The 17,642-nt window shown below is 64.5% G+C and carries 19 protein-coding genes and 1 pseudogene; 7 read left to right on the top strand and 13 right to left on the bottom strand.

What is annotated here, in order from left to right; translation table 11 throughout:
• The first annotated feature begins 100 nt into the window (after window positions 1-100).
• The gene (locus tag ABIA45_RS08480; RefSeq protein ID WP_036028094.1) at window positions 101-253 is read left to right on the top strand and encodes a hypothetical protein; all 153 of its coding nucleotides are present in this window, start codon (window positions 101-103) and stop codon (window positions 251-253) included.
• A gap of 109 nt (window positions 254-362) precedes the next feature.
• Here the strand turns inward: ABIA45_RS08480 and ABIA45_RS08485 are convergent, their stop codons facing one another.
• Genes ABIA45_RS08485 through pxpB form a run of 3 tightly spaced genes read right to left on the bottom strand, consistent with a single transcriptional unit; the run spans window position 363 to window position 2,931 of the window.
• Window positions 363-1,133 (bottom strand): LamB/YcsF family protein, encoded by a 771-nt coding sequence (locus tag ABIA45_RS08485; protein ID WP_157287587.1) that lies wholly within the window; start codon window positions 1,131-1,133, stop codon window positions 363-365.
• Window positions 1,130-2,203, bottom strand: a complete 1,074-nt coding sequence (locus ABIA45_RS08490; RefSeq protein ID WP_404651692.1) for a biotin-dependent carboxyltransferase family protein — start codon at window positions 2,201-2,203, stop codon at window positions 1,130-1,132. Before ABIA45_RS08490 ends, ABIA45_RS08485 begins: the two co-directional genes overlap by 4 nt.
• Window positions 2,200-2,931: a 5-oxoprolinase subunit PxpB gene (pxpB, locus tag ABIA45_RS08495; protein WP_157287589.1), complete on the bottom strand. Its 732-nt coding sequence runs from the start codon at window positions 2,929-2,931 to the stop codon at window positions 2,200-2,202. The genes ABIA45_RS08490 and pxpB overlap by 4 nt, the downstream gene beginning before the upstream one ends.
• A gap of 257 nt (window positions 2,932-3,188) precedes the next feature.
• Between pxpB and ABIA45_RS08500 the strand changes: the two genes are divergently transcribed.
• A complete protein-coding gene (locus ABIA45_RS08500; protein ID WP_404651694.1) occupies window positions 3,189-3,887 on the top strand; it encodes a ribonuclease activity regulator RraA in 699 nt (232 codons plus the stop codon).
• Window positions 3,888-3,909: 22 nt separating this feature from the next.
• Complete coding sequence (locus ABIA45_RS08505) at window positions 3,910-4,314, top strand: cupin domain-containing protein (RefSeq protein ID WP_157287590.1); 405 nt, start codon at window positions 3,910-3,912, stop codon at window positions 4,312-4,314.
• 139 nt (window positions 4,315-4,453) lie between these two features.
• Here ABIA45_RS08505 and ABIA45_RS08510 read toward each other — a convergent pair whose 3' ends face one another.
• From ABIA45_RS08510 to ABIA45_RS08545, 8 genes and pseudogenes are all read right to left on the bottom strand, one after another.
• Complete coding sequence (locus ABIA45_RS08510) at window positions 4,454-4,810, bottom strand: hypothetical protein (protein ID WP_275503515.1); 357 nt, start codon at window positions 4,808-4,810, stop codon at window positions 4,454-4,456.
• Window positions 4,811-4,988: 178 nt separating this feature from the next.
• Window positions 4,989-5,838, bottom strand: a pseudogene (locus ABIA45_RS08515) (DUF2147 domain-containing protein).
• Between the two features lie 370 nt (window positions 5,839-6,208).
• Window positions 6,209-6,718: a hypothetical protein gene (locus ABIA45_RS08520; RefSeq protein WP_198400025.1), complete on the bottom strand. Its 510-nt coding sequence runs from the start codon at window positions 6,716-6,718 to the stop codon at window positions 6,209-6,211.
• Window positions 6,719-6,883: 165 nt separating this feature from the next.
• Window positions 6,884-7,873 (bottom strand): hydroxyacid dehydrogenase, encoded by a 990-nt coding sequence (locus ABIA45_RS08525; protein WP_404651696.1) that lies wholly within the window; start codon window positions 7,871-7,873, stop codon window positions 6,884-6,886.
• 31 nt (window positions 7,874-7,904) lie between these two features.
• Complete coding sequence (locus ABIA45_RS08530; protein WP_404651697.1) at window positions 7,905-9,005, bottom strand: ABC transporter ATP-binding protein; 1,101 nt, start codon at window positions 9,003-9,005, stop codon at window positions 7,905-7,907.
• Window positions 9,006-9,025: 20 nt separating this feature from the next.
• On the bottom strand, window positions 9,026-9,937 hold the full coding sequence (locus ABIA45_RS08535; RefSeq protein WP_271542278.1) for a carbohydrate ABC transporter permease: 912 nt from the start codon (window positions 9,935-9,937) through the stop codon (window positions 9,026-9,028).
• Window positions 9,937-10,875, bottom strand: a complete 939-nt coding sequence (locus tag ABIA45_RS08540) for a carbohydrate ABC transporter permease (RefSeq protein WP_271542276.1) — start codon at window positions 10,873-10,875, stop codon at window positions 9,937-9,939. The genes ABIA45_RS08535 and ABIA45_RS08540 overlap by 1 nt, the downstream gene beginning before the upstream one ends.
• Window positions 10,876-11,018: 143 nt before the next feature.
• Window positions 11,019-12,359 (bottom strand): ABC transporter substrate-binding protein, encoded by a 1,341-nt coding sequence (locus ABIA45_RS08545; protein WP_271542274.1) that lies wholly within the window; start codon window positions 12,357-12,359, stop codon window positions 11,019-11,021.
• Window positions 12,360-12,850: 491 nt separating this feature from the next.
• On the opposite strand from ABIA45_RS08545, the gene ABIA45_RS08550 reads away from it, so the two are divergent.
• Entirely contained in the window at window positions 12,851-13,654 is an 804-nt protein-coding gene (locus ABIA45_RS08550; protein WP_271542272.1) for a Spy/CpxP family protein refolding chaperone, read from the top strand.
• A 112-nt stretch (window positions 13,655-13,766) separates the two neighbouring features.
• Window positions 13,767-14,144, top strand: a complete 378-nt coding sequence (locus ABIA45_RS08555) for a response regulator (protein ID WP_036012398.1) — start codon at window positions 13,767-13,769, stop codon at window positions 14,142-14,144.
• A 33-nt stretch (window positions 14,145-14,177) separates the two neighbouring features.
• Here the strand turns inward: ABIA45_RS08555 and ABIA45_RS08560 are convergent, their stop codons facing one another.
• Window positions 14,178-14,390 carry a hypothetical protein gene (locus ABIA45_RS08560; protein ID WP_036012396.1) on the bottom strand — a complete coding sequence of 71 codons (213 nt, stop codon included), beginning with the start codon at window positions 14,388-14,390 and terminating at the stop codon, window positions 14,178-14,180.
• Window positions 14,391-14,528: 138 nt separating this feature from the next.
• A complete protein-coding gene (gene glk / locus ABIA45_RS08565) occupies window positions 14,529-15,500 on the bottom strand; it encodes a glucokinase (RefSeq protein ID WP_271542269.1) in 972 nt (323 codons plus the stop codon).
• A 266-nt stretch (window positions 15,501-15,766) separates the two neighbouring features.
• On the opposite strand from glk, the gene pncA reads away from it, so the two are divergent.
• A complete protein-coding gene (pncA, locus tag ABIA45_RS08570; RefSeq protein ID WP_036028076.1) occupies window positions 15,767-16,393 on the top strand; it encodes a bifunctional nicotinamidase/pyrazinamidase in 627 nt (208 codons plus the stop codon).
• 16 nt (window positions 16,394-16,409) lie between these two features.
• Window positions 16,410-17,525, top strand: a complete 1,116-nt coding sequence (locus tag ABIA45_RS08575) for an alpha/beta fold hydrolase (protein WP_404651701.1) — start codon at window positions 16,410-16,412, stop codon at window positions 17,523-17,525.
• The last annotated feature ends 117 nt before the right edge of the window (window positions 17,526-17,642 follow it).

The raw sequence follows: 17,642 nt of genomic DNA on the forward strand, positions 1-17,642 counted from the left end.
GGGGTCTCCAGAGAACCCTCATCGCTATTTCCGCCACCGTCTTGCCTCCCGTCCTGGTTGATCCTTCATACTCCCGCAAATGGGGCGTTGGAGATCGACCATGCGCGAACTATCGGCGGAAGCCAGGCTGCACTTCTACGCGCGCTCGCTCTCGCGCCGGACCGGGGCGAGCATGCACCACGTTGCGATGTACAGCGCGTTTGCGGTGATCGCGGCGATCGTGTTCGGGACGCTGTCGGTGCATCCGTTCTGATGTGTCTGCGTAGGGTGGGTTAGCCGAAGGCGTAACCCACCACTTGTATGGATGCAGCAGAAGAGGTGGATTACGCTTCGCTAATCCACCCTACGACACCGAACCCTGCTCACGCTCCGCGCTTGAACGGCGCCACATCGATCCCCGCAGCTTTCAACGCCTGCCGCACGCCGCGCGCGATCTCGACCGCGCCGGGCGTGTCGCCATGGATGCAGACCGTATCCGTACGCATCTTGATGACCTTGCCCGTGACGGACACCACCGCGCCGTCCTGCACCATGCGCACCACGCGCTCGGCGATCGCCTTGGCATCGTGCAGCACCGCGCCGGGCTTCTTGCGCGAGACGAGGTTGCCGTCATCCTCATAGGCCCGGTCGGCGAACACCTCGTGCACCATCGGCAGGTTGGCCTCTTCGCCGGCCTTCACCAGCTTCGAATTGGCGAGCACGACGAAGATCAGGCTGGGATCCACCGCCTTGATGCCGGCAGCGATCGCCTTCGCCGTCATGTCGTCCTCGCAGGCGACGTTGGAGAGCGCGCCGTGCGCCTTCACATGGGTGACCTTGTGGCCGGCCGCAGTCGCGATCGCCTGCAACGCGCCGATCTGGTAGGCGACGAGGTTCTCGATCTCGGAGGCCTTGAGCCCTGCGATCGGATGCCGGCCGAAGCCGTGCAGGTCGCGATAACCGGGATGCGCGCCGACCGAGACGCCGCGCGCCTTCGCAAGCTCCACCGTCCGGCGCATGATGTCGGGGTCGCCGGCATGGAAGCCGCAGGCGACGTTGACCGAGCTTGCCAGCTCGATCATCGCGGCGTCGTTGCCCATCTCCCACGCGCCAAAACCTTCGCCGAGGTCGCAATTCAGATCGACTGTTTTCATGGGTTGCTCTCCGCCTCTGGTCTTGTTGTCGCTTCTGGCTCCGCCGTGACCTGCCACGTCCCGGCATCGACCGCGCTGACCGCATAGCCCGCCACGTTAGCATCGCTGAGCGCCTCGATGTTGAGCGCGACGATGTCGGAGGAGCGCAGGCGATCGGGCAGGCTGCGGATCGCTTGCGCGAACTTGCGCGCCTCGTCCTGCGCTTCGGCCATGCTGACCGCCTTGAAGCGGAACGCGGTTCCTGCCGAGGTCTGGGCGAGGCGGCCGATATCGGCCGTGATCACGGTTGCGATCTTCGGATAGCCGCCGGAGGTGCCGCGATCCATCATCAGCGCGATCGGCGCGCCGTTACCGGGCACCTGGATGCTGCCGTTGACCGTGCCGTCGGAGACGATGTTGTGGCCGTGGAGATGCTTGATCGCAGGGCCTTCGAGCCGGTACCCCATGCGGTCCGAGGTCGCCGAGATCTTCCACTCACTATCCAAGAACAGCGCCTTGTTGGCGTCGTCGAATTCGTCGTCCTGAGGCCCTAGCAGCACGCGGATCGGGCCGCTCGCCGGCTTCGGCAGCTCGATGCGCAGCTCCGGTGCGCCGCTCGCGGCATCGACCGTGAATTCGTCGTCGGCCTGGAGCGGGCGCGGGTAGGGGCTGCCGAGGCCGGCGCGGGCGTTCACGGCAAGGCTGCCGAACACGGCCTCGCCCTTGATGGCGCCTTCGATCGCGAGATAGGTGAAGGCGCCGCCGCGGGCAAAGCCGAGCGTCAGCGTCTCGCCATCCTTGAGCGTCACCGAGGTGTCCATCGCGACCGCGCTGCCGGCGATGTCCGCATTGCGCGGCGCGCCCGATATCGCCACGCGCACGGCGCCGTCGCGGGCGGTGAAGGAGGCACCGAACGGGCCGATCTCGATGGCGGCCGCGAACGGCTCGTTGCCGACCAGAGTGTTCGCCGCCGCAAGCGACAGCCGGTCCATCGCTCCGCTCACGGTCAAGCCGTAGCGCTGCGCGCCGTGGCGGCCGCCGTCCTGGACCGAGCTGGCAGGGCCGATGCTGGCAACGACGAGCCGGCTCATGCGTCCACCTGCTCAGCGACGATCTCGCCGGCTTCCGCAGCGCGGTCCATGTCCTCGAATGTCTTGTGGTCGATCGGGTAGAACGTGACGCGGTCACCGGGCTCGGTGAGGAAGGTCGGATTGCGGTGGAGCTGATAGGTTCGCACCGGGGTGCGGCCGAGCAGGTGCCAGCCGCTTGGGGCGGCCAGGCACTGGATGCCGGCCTGGACGCCGCCGATCGAGATCGTGCCGGCCGGCGTCAACAGTCGCGGCGATTGCCGCCGCGACATGTGCAGGAATTTGTCGAGGCCGCTGAGATAGGACCAGCCCGGCGTGAAGCCGATCATGGCGACCTTGTAATCGCCGCCCGAATGCCTGATGACGATGTCATCCGGCGTGGTGCCCAACGTCTTGGCGACGTCCTCGAGGTCGATGCCGTGCTCGCCGCCATAGGCGACGGGAACGCGCCAGCGGCGCGCTTTCGTGACCGGCGGCAGCGGCCGGGTGGCGATCGGGAGGATCTTTTCGCCCAGCGCATCGAAGCCGATCTTGCCGGGATCGTAATGGACCAGCAGCGAGCGATAGGTCGGCACGGTTTCGGTGATGCCGTCGATGGGCGCAGCTAGCAGCGCCTTGTCGAGCGCCAGCACGCGCTGGTTGGCATCGTCGTCGATGGTGCGGCTGAACTCGACCGTGACGGCACTGTCGCCACTGGGCAGAAGGCGGGGCGGGGGAAGCGTCGCGGCCATTGAGCTGTCAGAGCGCTGTCGGAATCGGGCTTCTCGGGAACGCGGGCTCGACCTTGAGTTCCGCTTGTCCCTGCTTCGCGTAAATGTGCCCGCAAGTCCAATAAATTAATGCAAGGGGAAGCGATAAAGCCTTGTTATCGCATCGCATAACGGCGCTGCGGCCCTGCGTAATTGCTAGCCTCTTGGCCCTTGACGCAAAGCTCGCGGCTCGCAAGATGCGCGCGTTCTTTCCCGCACCTTGGAGCTCGTTCTCGTCCATGTCGCTGTCCCCCGAAGCCCGCAAGACCCTCGCCGGCATCACCACCGCCACCATCACCACGGTCCTGCTGAAGAAGGGCCTGCGCAATGTGTGGATGCGCGGCGCGCGTCCGTTGCGGCCGGGCCTGCCGCGGCTGGTGGGACCGGCCTTCACGCTGCGCTTCGTGCCGGCGCGCGAGGATCTGGCGACACCGGAATCCTGGTCGTCGCCGATCTCGACCCGCACCGCGATCGAGGCGATGCCGGAGGGCTGCATCGCCGTGGTCGATGCCATGGGCATCACCGATGCCGGCATCTTCGGCGACATCCTTTGCGCGCGCATGGTCAAGCGCGGCGTCACCGCGCTTGTCACCGACGGCGTGGTGCGTGACGTCGAGGGCGTGCTCGGCACCAATTTGCCGGTTTGGTGCGACGGCTATGCCGCGCCGCCGTCGGTTGCAGGCCTCACTTTCGTCGGCTGGGGCGAGCCGATCGGCTGCGGCGGCGTTGCCGTCCTCCCGAACGACATCGTGGTCGCCGACCAGGACGGCTGCGTGCTGATCCCGCAGGCGATGCTCGATCACGTCCTCAATGAGGGCGTCGAGCAGGAGCGGATGGAAGCCTGGATCGTCAACGAGGTGAACAACGGCGCGGTGCTGCCGGGCCTCTATCCCATGAACGCCGAAACCAAGGCGCGCTACGCCGCCAGCAAGAAGTAACGGACAAGGAACGAGGACCCTCATGGATATCACGCTCGCCGGCACGCGGCCGACCCGCCGCGCGCCGAAGGAACACTTCACCGGCACCGTGTGGCAGGACCCCATCAACATGGCCCCTGAGCCTGCACGGCTGAACGTCTCGCGCGTCGCATTCGAGCCCGGCGCGCGCACCAACTGGCATCATCATCCGCTCGGCCAGACGCTTTACGTGATCTCGGGCGTCGGCCGCGTTCAGACCAAGGGCGGCCCGGTCCAGGAAATCCGTCCCGGCGACACCGTCTGGATTCCACCGGGTGAAGTGCACTGGCACGGCGCATCGCCGACCAACGGCATGTGCCACATCGCCATGCAGGAAGCGCTCGACGGCGTCTACTCGACCTGGCTGGAGCCGGTCACTGACGCGGAGTATGGCGCGGCGGTGGGCTGACTCTCGTGTCCCGGACAAGACGCATCGCCCAAGGCGATGCGTCGCCGATCCGGGACCCAGACCTTCGACCCACTGAGAGCACTGGGTCCCGGCTCTGCGCGGCAACGCTTCGCGCTGCCGCTTGTCCGGGACACGGCACCTAAATCTTCTCCGCCGTCCACGTGCCCGTGCACATGGCGCCGCGCCAAGTGCCGGAGCCGGACGCGCCGCTGAGCCGGCCGAAGCCGACGGCACGCTTGATGCCGGTGCTCAGGGTGACGTTGACCTTGCCGGCCTCGGCGACGCGCCCCGACGCCGTCACTGCGGCGCTGCTCGAGGCGATCTGACCATTATTGATGCCGATAGAGACAGTCGCGCCGTTGCCGCAGGCCTGGCTTGATGAAGCAATGCGGACGTTCCACGCGCCATCGAACGTGCTTGTCGCAGCGTCGGCTTGCGCGAGCGGGACAGCAATGACGACGGCGGTGGCGAATAGAGCCTTGCGAAACACGTTCATGACACGCCCCTGTGGTTGACCATGCGGGGGACCGTGACACGTGCGCGGAACCGGCGATGTGAGGGCTGTCACGTGCGCAGGAGGCTGTGTGAGCCTGCGCACGCCGGCACGCCAGGGCGCAAAAGCAAAGGACCCGCATCGCGGGCCCCTTGTCTGCGTAAGAACGATCAGGCGGATCTCAATTCACCCGCGTCCAGGTCTGGCCGCCGCAAAACATTCCGCCGAAGGCGCAGCCCTGCACACGTAGCCGGTCGGTGCCCTTCATGGCGATGGTGGAATCGTAGGTGGAGCCCGAGTTGGGGTCGAGGATGCGGCCCGACCATTTCTGGTCCTTGCCCGCCTTCATGTTGATCAGCACCTGCTCGCCGTTCTGGTTCGACTTGCTGTCGACCGAATAGCCGCAGAGATTGGTGCCGCATTGCTCGATGCGGACCTTGCCTTCCTTCTCCTCGGTGAGCCAGACGCCGACCGGCGAATTGAGATCGCGCGTCGGCGCAGTTGCAGGTGCAGGCGGCACTGCGGCCGCTTCAACGCGAGCGGGAGCAGGCGCAGGTGGCGGAGGCGGGGCTGGCGGAGCCGCAGCCACGGCCGGGGCGGGCGGCGGGGCCACGGCGGGCGCGGCTTGCTGCTCGACCGGCGCAGGGGCCGGAGGTGGTGCAGGCGGCGGCGCAACGGCCGTTTGGGCCGGCGTATTGGCCGCAGTCGCGGCCGTCGGCGGAGCTGGCGCAGGAGGCGGCGCGACGGCGGCCGCGGGCGCCTGCACGGCTGCGGGCGGGCGCAGCAGGAGCGGGGGGTGGGGCCGGAGCAGCCGGCGCTTGCGGATCGACCGTGGCCTGCTGCGGCGCCGTCTCGTTCTTCTTGGCCTTCTTGGGCTTATTCTGGCCTGTGTTGTCGTAGACGCCGGGGATCTGCACCGTGCCGCGGTCCGGATCGATGCGGATGGTGCGCCCGCCATATTCAAACGTGTACTGCGCCTGCGCGGCAGTGCTCGCCAAAAGGAATGCGGCCGTGGCCAACAGCTTCCTCATTTCCGTCTCCTGAACAGGTGGTCCCCGCACCGACGCTTACGCGCCGGCTCGCTTGCAAAAAGTGATCTAGATCACTGTCGTTGCTGTGAGTCGTCTTCCGGCGGTTCCGGGTTCAATAGGCTCGGAGCCGGTCCAAAGTTTGGCGAGGCAAAGCGACAGGAGGACGCGGCCCAGCGCAGGCCGGCAGGCTCGACTCTGTCCAACGACGGTTAATCGCAGATGAGGCGTGGGCCGTGGGGCACGCTTGTCTCCACAGCGTCATGGCCGGGCTGTCCCGGGTATCCACGAATGTGCTCGCAGCACAAAAAACGTGGATGCCCGGGACAAGCCCGGGCATGACGACGACTACTAGATGTTCAAATGCGAGAGCCTACGCTTCGCCCTTGCGCTCGTAATCGGCGAGCGAGCTGCGGCCGGCGATCTCGCTGCGCAGCAGCTCGAAGCGCCTGTTCGCCTCATCCTGCTGGGTGTCGACGAAACGCACCGCGGCTTCGCTCGTCATGGGACCGCTGACCACGGGCGCGGACTGCTCGCCGATGGTCTCGTGGACATAGTACTGGCCGTCATCGCCGCGGTGGACCGTCCATTTCAGACGGATCGCGACCATGGGTCCCGGACCGACCTTGCTGTAGCCGTCGGCATCGGTGTGCTCCGGCGCCAGCGGCTGCTCTTCGACCACGGGATGCTCTTCGAGCAATTGATGCTCGTCGATCGCCGGATGCTCGTCCACGATCGGCGGCTCGTCAGACGCGATGTGCTCGCGCTCGCCTGCAACCACGATCTCGGTCTCGGTCTTGCGAATGACGAGGACGGGCTCGGGGTTCTCCAGGATGCTGGCGATGGTGGCCAGTGTCTGGTCGGTCGGGTCGATCTCGGTCAAGGGTCCATCCTCCAGCTCGGCACGCCGGCCAGTCTGTCCCACTGCCGCCGCGCTTCCGCCTCCATTACGCGCGTTTGATTAAGGCTGAGTTGGGGCCCGATCTGCACCAAAATGGGACGCTTTCTGGCCTTCCGAAGGCCGGGGGAGCCGCCGACCTTCGCGATCTCAGCCCAGCACGTCCTGGTTGATGACGTTTTGCCTGATGGGATCCCCGTCCAGCACGCTCAAAATGTTGCGCGCGGTCTGCTCGCTCATGCGGCTCACCGCCTCGACCGTGACGCCGGCGACATGCGGGGCCATGATGACGTTGGGCAGCGCGAACAGCGCGTTGCTGACCGGCGGCGGCTCCACCTCGAACACGTCGATGCCGGCGCCGGCGAGCTTTCCGGACGTCAGTGCGTCATAGAGCGCCGCTTCCTTCACGATGCCGCCGCGCGCGGTATTGATGAGGTAGGATCTATCCTTCATGCGGCCGATCCTGTCGGCATCGAACAGGCCGACGGTCTCCGGCGTCTTCGGGCAGTGGATGGTGACGAAGTCGGCGTGAGGCAGCGCGGCGTCGAGGTCGGTGACCGGCTCGCATCCGGCCGCCTTGATGTTGGCGGCATCCTTGTAGGGATCGTAGACCTGCACCTTCATCTCGAACGCCAGGCAGCGCTTCGCTGTGCGGCTGCCGATGCGGCCGAAGCCGACGATCAGCACGGTCTTGCCGTAGAGATCGAACGGCAGCATGCCGAGCCGGTCGGCCCAGGTGCCCTCCTTGACGCAGGAATGCAGCTCCTGCGCGCGCTTGGCCAGCGTCAGCATCATGAACAGCGCCGCTTCCGCAACCGAGGGCGAGTTGGCGCTGCCGGCGACCATCAGCGGCACCTTGCGGCGGGAGAGGGCGGGCACGTCGACGGCGTCGTAGCCGACACCGATGCGGGTTACCACCTTCATGTCACGCGCGGCCTCGAGCTCGGTCTCGCCGAAAGCGGTGGCGCCCAGCGCCACGCCATGGACCGGCGCATGGCTCTTCAACAAGGCCTCGAAATCCTTCGCCGAGATCAGGTTCGGAAACTCGACGAGCTCGATATCGTCCCGCTGGTTGAGGAGTGCACGTGCCCCTTGCGACAAAGTTTGCGTAACGAAAATCTTCTTCTTGTTGGTCGCCATCGCTCCCCTGCCTGCGCTTTTTGAGGCGGCGTCACAACACGACGCCGGTCTCCTCATTTAGCAGGTGCATGTTGTTGAGGTCCATCGCCAGGCGCATGGGTGCCCCGTCCTTGGCGCCGGCATTGGGATCGACCCGGCCGCAGATCGGCGTGCCCTCGAGCCCGAAATAGACCAGCGTCTCCATCCCCATCGGTTCGGTGACGTCGAGCACGGTGTCGAAGGTCTCGACGCCGGGCGCCAGATGCGCGTGCGACTCGGTAAGATGCTCGGGACGGATGCCGAGCAGCAGCTTGTCGGTGCGCGGCAGCGCGTTGTAGCGCGCGGCGCGGGCCGGCGGCAGCGGGAAGGCGATGCGGTCTGTGAGGCGAAGCTGGAGCGTGCCGCCGACATCCTCGAGCCGGCACGGGATGAAGTTCATCGCGGGCGAGCCGATGAAGCCCGCAACGAAGCGCGTCGCTGGCTTGTGGTAGAGCTCGTTCGGCGTGCCGATCTGCTCGATCTTGCCCTTGTTCATGACAACGACGCGGTCGGCCAGCGTCATCGCCTCGACCTGGTCGTGGGTGACGTAGACCGTCGTGGTGCGCACCTTCTGGTGCACCTTCTTGATCTCGATCCGCATCTGCACGCGGAGCTTGGCGTCGAGATTGGACAGCGGCTCGTCGAACAGGAAGACCTTGGGATTGCGCACGATGGCGCGGCCCATGGCGACGCGCTGGCGCTGGCCGCCGGAGAGCTGCTTCGGCTTGCGGTCGATCAGGTCGGTGATGTCGAGGAGGCGGGCGGCTTCGGTCACCCGCGCCTTGATCTCGGCCTTGGGATAGTGCTTCAGCCGCAGCCCGAACGACATGTTCTCCGCGACCGTCATGTGCGGGTAGAGCGCGTAGTTCTGGAACACCATGGCGATGTCGCGGTCCTTCGGCGGCACGTCGTTGACGATGTCGCCGCCGATCATGATGTCGCCATCGCTGATGTCCTCGAGGCCTGCGATCATGCGCAGCGTGGTCGACTTGCCGCAGCCGGAGGGGCCGACCAGCACGATGAACTCGTGGTCGGCGATGTCGAGGTCGATGCCGCGCACGGCTTCGACATCGTCGTAACGCTTCACCACCTTACGCAAGGAAACGTCGGCCATTTCAGTTCAACCCTCCGCTTTCAACCCTTTGTCGCACCGGCAGTCAGGCCGGCAATGTAGTAGTCCATCAGGAAGGCATAGATGATCAGCGGCGGTGCCGCGCCGAGCAGCGCGCCGGTCATGATCTGTCCCCAATTGAAGACGTCGCCCTTGATCAGCGTGGTGATGATGCCGACGGGCAGAACGAGCTGGTCCGTGGACGTCGTGAACACGAGTGGATAGAGGAATTGCGCCCAGGACACGGTGAAAGCGAAGATGGTCGCGGCGATCAGCCCGGGCAGCGCGACCGGAATGAAGATCCGGGTCAGAGTCTGGAACCAGGACGCTCCATCGATGATGGCGGCCTCGTCGAGTTCTTTTGGGATCGAGGCGAAATAGCCGATCATGATCCAGGTGCAGAACGGGACCGTCAGCGTCGGATAGATGAAGAGCAGCACGTACCAGCGGTTGATGAGCTGGATGCCGGTCCAGTCGCCGAACAGGGCGAACACCTTGAACAGTGGAATGAACAACAGGCTGTCCGGAATGAGGTAGGTCAGGAACACGCCGGTCGCCAGCGTGGCCGAACCCCAGAACCGCATCCGAGCAAGAGCGAACGCCGCGGGCACGCTGATCAGCATCGTGATGGTGACCACGAAAATCGAGACCAGCGCCGAATTCCAGAAGAACCGCAGGAATTGGTTCGACGTCAGCAGGCCGATATAGTTCTCGAGAGTCGGATGAAAGACCCACCACGGATTGGTCGCCGCCGAGATTTCGGCGCTGCTCTTGAGCGAGGTGATCAGCATGTAGATGGGCGGCAGCAGCGAGAAGATGGCAAACAGCGTCAGAAAGAAATACGACCATCTCAGCGCCCATTTGCGGTCGCGGCTCATGCTACCATATTTGACCGAGCGTGTCGGCGCGGCCTTGTCGATCGTGACTGAGCTCATCAGGCTTCATTCCCGCGCTTGTTGACGTCCCGCAGGATGAAGATCGCTGCGATCGCCAGGATTGGCACCATGAATAGGGAGACGCTGGCACCGAGCGGAATGTCGCTTCCCTCGATGCCGATCCTGAACGCCCAGGTGGCGAAGATGTGGGTGTGGTCGAGCGGGCCGCCGGCGGTCAGGATTCGCACGATGTCGAAATTGGCGAAGGTGACGATCAGCGAAAACAGCGTCGTGATCGCGATGATGTTGCGCATCATCGGCAGCGTCACGTACCAGATCCGCTGCCACCAATTGGCGCCATCGATTGCTGCGGCTTCATAGAGCTGGTCGGGCACCGATTTGAGGGCCGCCAGATACATGATCATGAAGAACGGCGCGCCGTACCAGACATTGACCAGAATGACGGAGAAGCGCGCCCAAGCTGCGTCGCCGGTCCACGGGATCGGGCCTATCCCGAAGAACGACAGCGTATAGTTGAACGCACTGTAGGAGGGATCGAACAGCCAGAGCCATGCAAGTGTGCTCATGGCGGGCGGGATCACCCATGGGACCAGCAGCATGCCGCGCCATTTGCGCTGGCCCTTGGCCGGAATGTTGTGGACGAAGTGTGCGACGATGAACCCGATCAGCGCCTTGAAGACCACGGCGGTGATGGCAAAGATGCAGGATTGCTTGACCACCAACCAGAATGTGTCGCGCCTGAACAGGAACTCGAAGTTGCCGAGGCCGACGAATTTCTGCATCGACTTGTTGAGGGTCGCCAGGTGAAGCGAATAGAACGCGGGATAAATCACCAGAAGTGCGATGAGGATGATCAGCGGTAGCGTCATCAGGAACGCCGCGGTCGATCTGCGCTTGAGCGCCTTTTGCAAACCGGAGCGTTTTCGCGCCGGTTGCGTGGCGCCAATCCCGTCCGGCCGCAATGCCACATCCGCCATGATGCATATTCCTCGCGCGGTTCAGTTCAGAGAATTCGATGTCGGCACGTGCGAGAGCCTAGCCGTTCTCGCTTCGTGCCGCGGCGGGAAGGGGCTTCGCCGCAAGACGACCTGCGGCCGCTTGCGGCGACACCCTGTCCGTCTCAGCTCCGCATGAAGCCTTCACACTCGCCTTCGGCCCAGGCGAGAGTCTTCTCCATCGCTTCACCTTGATGATAACGCAAACACATCTTGGTCAGCGTGGCCTGCGCGTAGATTTGCTGTGCGATCTTCGGCGGCGCGGGAGAGGCTGCAATCGACAGCGTCTGATGCTTGTAGGGGTTGGGATAGTGATAGAGCGTACCCTTCGGCGGCCCTTCCTCCTGCCACACCTTCAACGTCGTCAGCTTCTCGTAGGCCGGTAGATCGTAACCGCCGCTTGCGACCACCATCTTTTCGATCGACGCGGGCTTCGAGAGTTGGACCAGGAGGCTCTTCGCCGCGTCCTTGTTCTTCGAGAAATTCCAGATGCTCCAGAAGTACGGCAGGTAGGGGGCAAAACGTCCCTTGGGTCCAGCCGGGAACCCGTGAGTCCAGCATTGCTCCGCAACCTGCGGCGCGTCGCGCCTGGCGACGGCCCAGGCGCTCGGCGGGTTCATGATCATCGCCCCCCTTCCGGAGACCAGCCATTTATTGTTGGACGCGTCATCCCAGGCTGCGGCGTCGGGCGGCAGGAAGCTGATCAGCTTCTTGTAGAATTCGAGTGCCTGACGAACCGCATCGGTCTTGACGGTGAGATTGCCCTTGGCGTCAACGAGCTGGGCGCCGAACGACAGGAAGATCGCGCCCGCTGTATCGACGTTGTCGGTGGTCTCGCCGAGGCCGATGCCGAACGGGACGCCAGCCTTGTGACAGGCTTCGGCAGCCTTCAGGAATGTTTCCAGCGTCCAGTTATCAGCTTTTGGTTCAGAACCGACCGGATACATCGCCTGCACGTCGATGCCAGCATGCTTCTTCATCAGGTCGATGCGGGAGCAGGGACCCTTGATCTGGCTGCCGACGGAGGCCGGAACTCCAAGCCATTTGCTCCCGGCCGTGCCCAGATACTTGGCCGTGCCGTTCACGTCGCCATTCTCGGCGATGATCGGCCCCATGATGTCGCTGACGTTCTCCAATTGGTCGGCATTGGCGTGGGCCCACCACGTCGGCATGGCAAAAATATCATGGCCCGACTTTGCCTGCGCTTCGGCAGCAATGGTGAGCAGGTTCTTGTTGCCCTGGCTGGGGATGTAGTCGATCGTGACTTCGACCTTTTCCTTCGCCGCCCATTCGTTGACGAGCTCGGTCGAGGCCTTGTTGGCGCCTGGCACCCAATGGTCCCAGAAGCCGATCGAGAGCTTGCCGGCGGCGTAAGCGCCCCGGACATAGGGCGCCGAGATCAGCGCCGCGGAGGACATTGCAGTGGCAGCCACAAATTGACGTCGCGTCAGTTTCTTGCGTGACATCTCGTTTCCTCGCTTGGGTGTTGTTGTTGGAGTTTCCTCTGAGACTTCTTTCTTGAACTCTTGTTTCTTGAGTTGTTGTTGGTCGATTTTCTTGTTGGTGCCGTCGGCCTGCGTTTGCAATTCACGCCTGTCGCAGCAAATTGGTAGCGCGATCAGATCATGATTGATCGCGTCTGTCGAGAAAGCCGAAGGACTCTGCGTCTAAAACTAATGGTGTGCCTGGAAACGCCACAACGCGTGTCGAGTCGAAGCGCCTCAGGTGCGGGACACGGTATTTTTTTGCGACGCACACTTCGCGCGCCAAACGGTCTGAACGCTGCGTGCGCATTTACGCCGCAGTTTCGCATAAGCCTGGATAAGCGCTTCGCGTGAAAGACTTTTCGAGCGTGGACAGCAATCGGCCGCGTCTGGACCTCGGAGCGGTGGAAACGATAGAGTTGCGCCTGGCGGCTGATCCCCGCTGACAGGTCCGATCGATGATGGAGACGAGAATGATCAAACCGGCGGCACCCGCGCGGCTTCATCTGCGGCGATGTCTTGCGCTGGCGTCTGTGCTCGCGCTGTTGCTCGGGGCCGCCGCGGTGGCGAATGCTCAAGGTCTGGTCAAGGGCGTTCAGGAAGGCGCCGCGGCCGGCAACAAGGCGGCAGGTCCGGTCGGTGGTGTGCTCGGTGGCGCCATCGGTGGCGTGGTTGGCGTTTTCACCGGCGTGCTCGGTGTCGGCAACACCAACACCGGCAATCAGGCGCCGCCGCCAAAGGAGGCCGGCAAGGAGGCGACGAAAGATTCCAAGCAGCAGGGCGGGGCCAAGGACAAGGATGCCAAGAGCGCCAAGGGCAAGAGCGCCAAGGCGACCAAGGAGGCGAAGAACGCGCCGCAGGACAACAAGGGTAAAGACAACAAGGAAGTCACGGTTCTGACCCAGCCCGGTGCGCCGCAGCTGACTGCCGAGCAGATCGTCGCCAACAGCGATTCCTACATCGAGCGGATCAAGAGCGAGCTGAATCTCACGCCGGATCAGGAGAAGCACTGGTACGGATTCTCGAGCGCGATGCACTACCTCGGGCATAATGGCGCAGAGCGGCTCAACCTGCGGATTGCGCGCGCCAAGCGCGATCCGCCCGACGACATCATCGAGCAGATGCGCAACGAGGCCCAGTTCCTGATCGATCGCGCCGGCGATCAGCGCAACGTCGCCGATGCCGCCGAGCCGCTCTTTTCCAGCCTCGACGACAAGCAGAAGCAGGTGTTCATCCAGGCAATGGTGCGCCTCAGCCACGAGCGCGGACTGGATTGATCAAGTTGAATCGGTTCGGGCGCGTGTGAATTAACGGCGCCCGCCACGAATTCGTGTATCTACAGCGCAATTCGGTTATGCTTAGCTTCGCACGGCTGATTGCGGGGTTGATATGGCGGACGGACTCTCCGTTTTCCTGGTCGAAGACGAGGCGTTGATCCGGATGATGATCGCCGACATGGTGGAGGAACTCGGCCACCACGTCGTTGCGGAGGCAGACAATGTGCGCGACGCCAGCGCCTTTGCCATGACCGCGCAGTACGATCTGGCCATCCTCGACATCAATCTGATGGGCGTCTATGTCGACCCCGTCGCCGATTTGATCGAACGTCGCGGAAAACCGTTTCTCTTCGCCACAGGCTACGGTCCTGAGCTGCTGCCGTCCTTGCTCCGGCGCAGGCCGATCCTGCGCAAGCCGATCGCGATGGATCAGCTCAAGGCGATGATCGATTCGATGTTTCCCGAGCCGTCAGCCACCATCCCGAGCTGACCGATCGCGCTTTTGCCGCCTGGCGGGAAGAACTCAACCGCCAGGGCTGCGGCCGTTCCTCAGCACCCTGGCAATGGTATGCGCCGTCATGGCCGCGCGGTCCGAAGCGCGCTGGGCCGCCAGCTGGTCGCGGGCCTTTTCCTCGATCAGGAGCTCGATGAGCGCCAGCCGCTTGTCTTCGCTGTCCGCTTCGCGCAACAGGCGATGATAGCGGTGATAGTCGAAACCCGAATCCTGCTTACGCATGTCACGCCCCCGCAACTACGCCACACACGGCTAGATTGTTTCTCATCGGGAACACGCAGGCAAGCAGAACCTGCGTGGAACCGCAGGTGCGCCGCAATCAGCTGTGCATGACGGGAACTCGCCGCCTGAAACCGCTACTCAGCCGGAATTGTGCTCGGCAAACGTCGTCAGGCCGAGGAAGCTCGCATCTGGCTTGATCACGAGCCTGGTCGGGATGTTGCGCAGGTAATCCTGGAACCGTCCCTTGGCTTCGAAGCGTGCCCGGAACGCAGAGGCCGCGAGGAACTCGCGGAAGCGCGGCACGATTCCACCGGCGACATAGACGCCGCCGCGGGCGCCGAAGGTCACCGCGAGATTGCCGGCGACCGAGCCGAGGATGGCGCAAAACATATCGAGCGTCGCGCGGCTGACGGGACAGCTGTTCTCCAGCGCGGCCTTGGTGATCCCTGCGGCATCGCGATGCGGCACCTGGACGCCGTCGATCTCAGCCAACGCTTCATACAAGTTTTGCAGCCCGGAGCCCGAGAGGGCGCCGCGCTCGATCGAGACATGGCCGAGGCGCCGGCGCAAGCAGGCGATCACGCGCTCCTCGCGCTCGTTCTCCGCCGGCAGGGTCGCATGTCCAGCCTCAGTAACGACGGCCAGGCGCGAACCATGCCGGTCGACCAGGCAGGACACACCAAATCCGGTTCCAGGCCCCACGACAAGCAACGGCTCGCCGGCCAGGCCGTCGCCGCCGCCGAGTGGGACCAGGTCTGAAGGCTCCAAGGCAGGCAGGGACCAGGCCACGACCTCGAAATCGTTCAGCACATGGACGCTGTCGAAGCCGAGCGCGGACTGCAGCTCGTTGCCGTCGATGACCCAGGGACTGTTGGTCATGACGCAGCGATTGTTGGTGACGGGACCGGCCACAGCCAGCACCGCGCGATGGGGCTGCTCGCCGTTGGACCGGCGCGCCAAAACGTCCGCGATGGCTTCGCGCACGGTCGGGAAGTCGGCGACCTTGACATAGTCGATCGGTCCGGTCTGACCGCTCGGGCTCAGCGCGAAGCGCGCATTGGTGCCGCCGATATCGGCGAGAAGAATTTTTCCGGTCTTGCCGATATTCATGGCCTCATCGCCGCCACGACCTTCAGGCCCTGGCAGCCCTGTCCTCCGCTGCTTCGACCCGATCCGCCTGGCGCGGGCGGTGCGAGAATCTGCCCTTGGGTGCGCCTAGTCAACACGGACAAGGTCAAACCGTTGCATCGTGGCGGCTACGGTGACCAATTCGCGCAGCTGCCGCGCGTGCCAGTGGTTGCGAAGCCGCGCGGGAAGGCCGACACTGAGGTGGTCGCCCGGCGCCGTCGCGCCCGGCAGATCGAAATGGGACGGCGATGAAGATTTCCGACCGCGACGTGTTGCTGGTGATCGACGTGCAGAACGACTTCTGCACCGGCGGGGCGCTGGCGGTACCAGGGGGCGAGAAGGTCGTGCCCGCCATCAACAGGATCGCCCAAAAATTCGCCAATCTGGTGCTGACCCAGGACTGGCATCCGAGCGACCACGTCTCGTTCGCGCCAAACCATGCCGGCAAGCAGCCGTTCGAGACCATCGAGCTCGACTATGGCCGGCAGGTGCTGTGGCCGACGCATTGCGTGCAAGGCACGGCCGGCGCGGAATTTCATCGCGATCTCCACGTGACACGAGCGAGCCTCGTGGTGCGCAAGGGCTTTCGCCGCGGCATCGATTCCTACTCGGCATTGTTCGAGAACGACCATCGGACACCGACTGGATTGCTTGGTTATTTGCGCGAACGCGAGCTGAAGACCGTCTTTGTCGCTGGTCTGGCGCTGGACTTCTGCGTCCGCTTCTCGGCGGAAGATGCGCGCAAGGCAGGGTTGGAGGTGGCCGTCATCGAGGATGCCTGTCGCGGCATCGATCTGGACGGCTCGGTCGCGGCGACCCATCGCAGTTTTCGGGACCTCGGCATTGCCGTCGTGAGCCTCGAGGCGTTTCTGTGAGGATGTCGAGGTAGCCATGGTGGACAAGACCGCCAAACCGCCACGCGGGCCAGTCCAGGCTCATGATGATCCACGGCTCTGGCCGTTTGCGGCAGCGCAGCTCGCCATGGATGCCTGCTTCTGGTGGCTGGAGCGGGCACCCGAGCAACAGGGTGACAGCAGCCTGCCATGGACGACGCCGAGCCGCGTTGCGCTGGAGCTCGCGACGATGGGCTTGCGCGATTGCTCGCAAGCCCGGTCGGGCCAGCCGGCGCTGGTCTGCGCGCCCTATGCGCTGCACCGGGCCCTGATCGCCGATTTCGCCCCGGGACACAGCGTGGTGCAGTCGCTGCAGAATGGCGGCATCGACCGGGTCTATCTCACCGACTGGCGGTCGGCGACGCCGGACATGCGCTATCTCTCGATCGACAGCTATCTCGGCGATCTCAACGTCGCCATCGACGAGATCGGCGCGCCGGTCGATCTCGTCGGGCTGTGCCAGGGCGGATGGCTGTCGCTGCTCTATGCCGCGCGCTTTCCAGCCAAGGTGCGGCGGCTGGTTCTGGTCGGTGCTCCCGTGGACCTGTCAATCGAGTCCTCGCTGTCCCGGCTTGCCCGCAACGCGCCCGAGCTGGTCTATGATCAGCTGGTCGCGCGCGGTGGCGGCAATGTCAGCGGCGAGGAGATGCTGCGCCTCTGGTCCAAAACGCCTGACAACGACGATATCAGGACGGCATTGCAGCGGGATCTCTCGGACGAGCAGGGCGCCGAGCTGCTGGCGCGGTTCGACCGCTGGAACGCCGAGACGCTCAACCTGCCGGGCACTTATTATCTCGAGATCGTCAACGCGATCTTCCGGGAGAACCGCATCGCCGAGGGCCGTTTCGTCGCGCTCGGCCGCCCGATCGATCTGAAGGACGTCAAGGCGCCGATCTTCCTGCTCGCCGGCCTCGACGACGATGTCGTGCCGGCGACGCAAGCGCTGGCCACCGCGGGGCTCGTCGGTACGCCACCTGCCTTCGTTGCAGCGGCATCCGAGCCCAGCAACCATCTCGGCCTGTTCATGGGCGCGCGCACCCATGCGCATGCCTGGCCCCGGATCGCCGGGTGGCTGCGCGGCGATCTGCCCGGCGTGCTGGCCCGCAGCGCCTGAGCTCGCCGGCACTGGACCGGATGGGGCGCAAATCCGTTATGCATGATGGCGGATGGCCTGCACGGGGCCAGACCGATGGGCTAAATATGACCGGAGCTGACGGCTTTGGCCGCCGGC

This window comes from Bradyrhizobium sp. USDA 336 (genome assembly GCF_044908355.1).
GTDB classification, from domain to species: Bacteria; Pseudomonadota; Alphaproteobacteria; order Rhizobiales; family Xanthobacteraceae; genus Bradyrhizobium; species Bradyrhizobium yuanmingense.

What these genes read in the sequence shown, in the direction of transcription:
- ABIA45_RS08480 (WP_036028094.1), top strand. Translation starts at nt 101, where the DNA reads ATGCGCGAACTATCGGCGGAAGCCAGGCTGCACTTCTACGCGCGCTCG.
- ABIA45_RS08485 (WP_157287587.1), bottom strand. Translation starts at nt 1,133, where the DNA reads ATGAAAACAGTCGATCTGAATTGCGACCTCGGCGAAGGTTTTGGCGCG.
- ABIA45_RS08490 (WP_404651692.1), bottom strand. Translation starts at nt 2,203, where the DNA reads ATGAGCCGGCTCGTCGTTGCCAGCATCGGCCCTGCCAGCTCGGTCCAG.
- pxpB (WP_157287589.1), bottom strand. Translation starts at nt 2,931, where the DNA reads ATGGCCGCGACGCTTCCCCCGCCCCGCCTTCTGCCCAGTGGCGACAGT.
- ABIA45_RS08500 (WP_404651694.1), top strand. Translation starts at nt 3,189, where the DNA reads ATGTCGCTGTCCCCCGAAGCCCGCAAGACCCTCGCCGGCATCACCACC.
- ABIA45_RS08505 (WP_157287590.1), top strand. Translation starts at nt 3,910, where the DNA reads ATGGATATCACGCTCGCCGGCACGCGGCCGACCCGCCGCGCGCCGAAG.
- ABIA45_RS08510 (WP_275503515.1), bottom strand. Translation starts at nt 4,810, where the DNA reads ATGAACGTGTTTCGCAAGGCTCTATTCGCCACCGCCGTCGTCATTGCT.
- ABIA45_RS08525 (WP_404651696.1), bottom strand. Translation starts at nt 7,873, where the DNA reads ATGGCGACCAACAAGAAGAAGATTTTCGTTACGCAAACTTTGTCGCAA.
- ABIA45_RS08530 (WP_404651697.1), bottom strand. Translation starts at nt 9,005, where the DNA reads ATGGCCGACGTTTCCTTGCGTAAGGTGGTGAAGCGTTACGACGATGTC.
- ABIA45_RS08535 (WP_271542278.1), bottom strand. Translation starts at nt 9,937, where the DNA reads ATGAGCTCAGTCACGATCGACAAGGCCGCGCCGACACGCTCGGTCAAA.
- ABIA45_RS08540 (WP_271542276.1), bottom strand. Translation starts at nt 10,875, where the DNA reads ATGGCGGATGTGGCATTGCGGCCGGACGGGATTGGCGCCACGCAACCG.
- ABIA45_RS08545 (WP_271542274.1), bottom strand. Translation starts at nt 12,359, where the DNA reads ATGTCACGCAAGAAACTGACGCGACGTCAATTTGTGGCTGCCACTGCA.
- ABIA45_RS08550 (WP_271542272.1), top strand. Translation starts at nt 12,851, where the DNA reads ATGATCAAACCGGCGGCACCCGCGCGGCTTCATCTGCGGCGATGTCTT.
- ABIA45_RS08555 (WP_036012398.1), top strand. Translation starts at nt 13,767, where the DNA reads ATGGCGGACGGACTCTCCGTTTTCCTGGTCGAAGACGAGGCGTTGATC.
- ABIA45_RS08560 (WP_036012396.1), bottom strand. Translation starts at nt 14,390, where the DNA reads ATGCGTAAGCAGGATTCGGGTTTCGACTATCACCGCTATCATCGCCTG.
- glk (WP_271542269.1), bottom strand. Translation starts at nt 15,500, where the DNA reads ATGAATATCGGCAAGACCGGAAAAATTCTTCTCGCCGATATCGGCGGC.
- pncA (WP_036028076.1), top strand. Translation starts at nt 15,767, where the DNA reads ATGAAGATTTCCGACCGCGACGTGTTGCTGGTGATCGACGTGCAGAAC.
- ABIA45_RS08575 (WP_404651701.1), top strand. Translation starts at nt 16,410, where the DNA reads ATGGTGGACAAGACCGCCAAACCGCCACGCGGGCCAGTCCAGGCTCAT.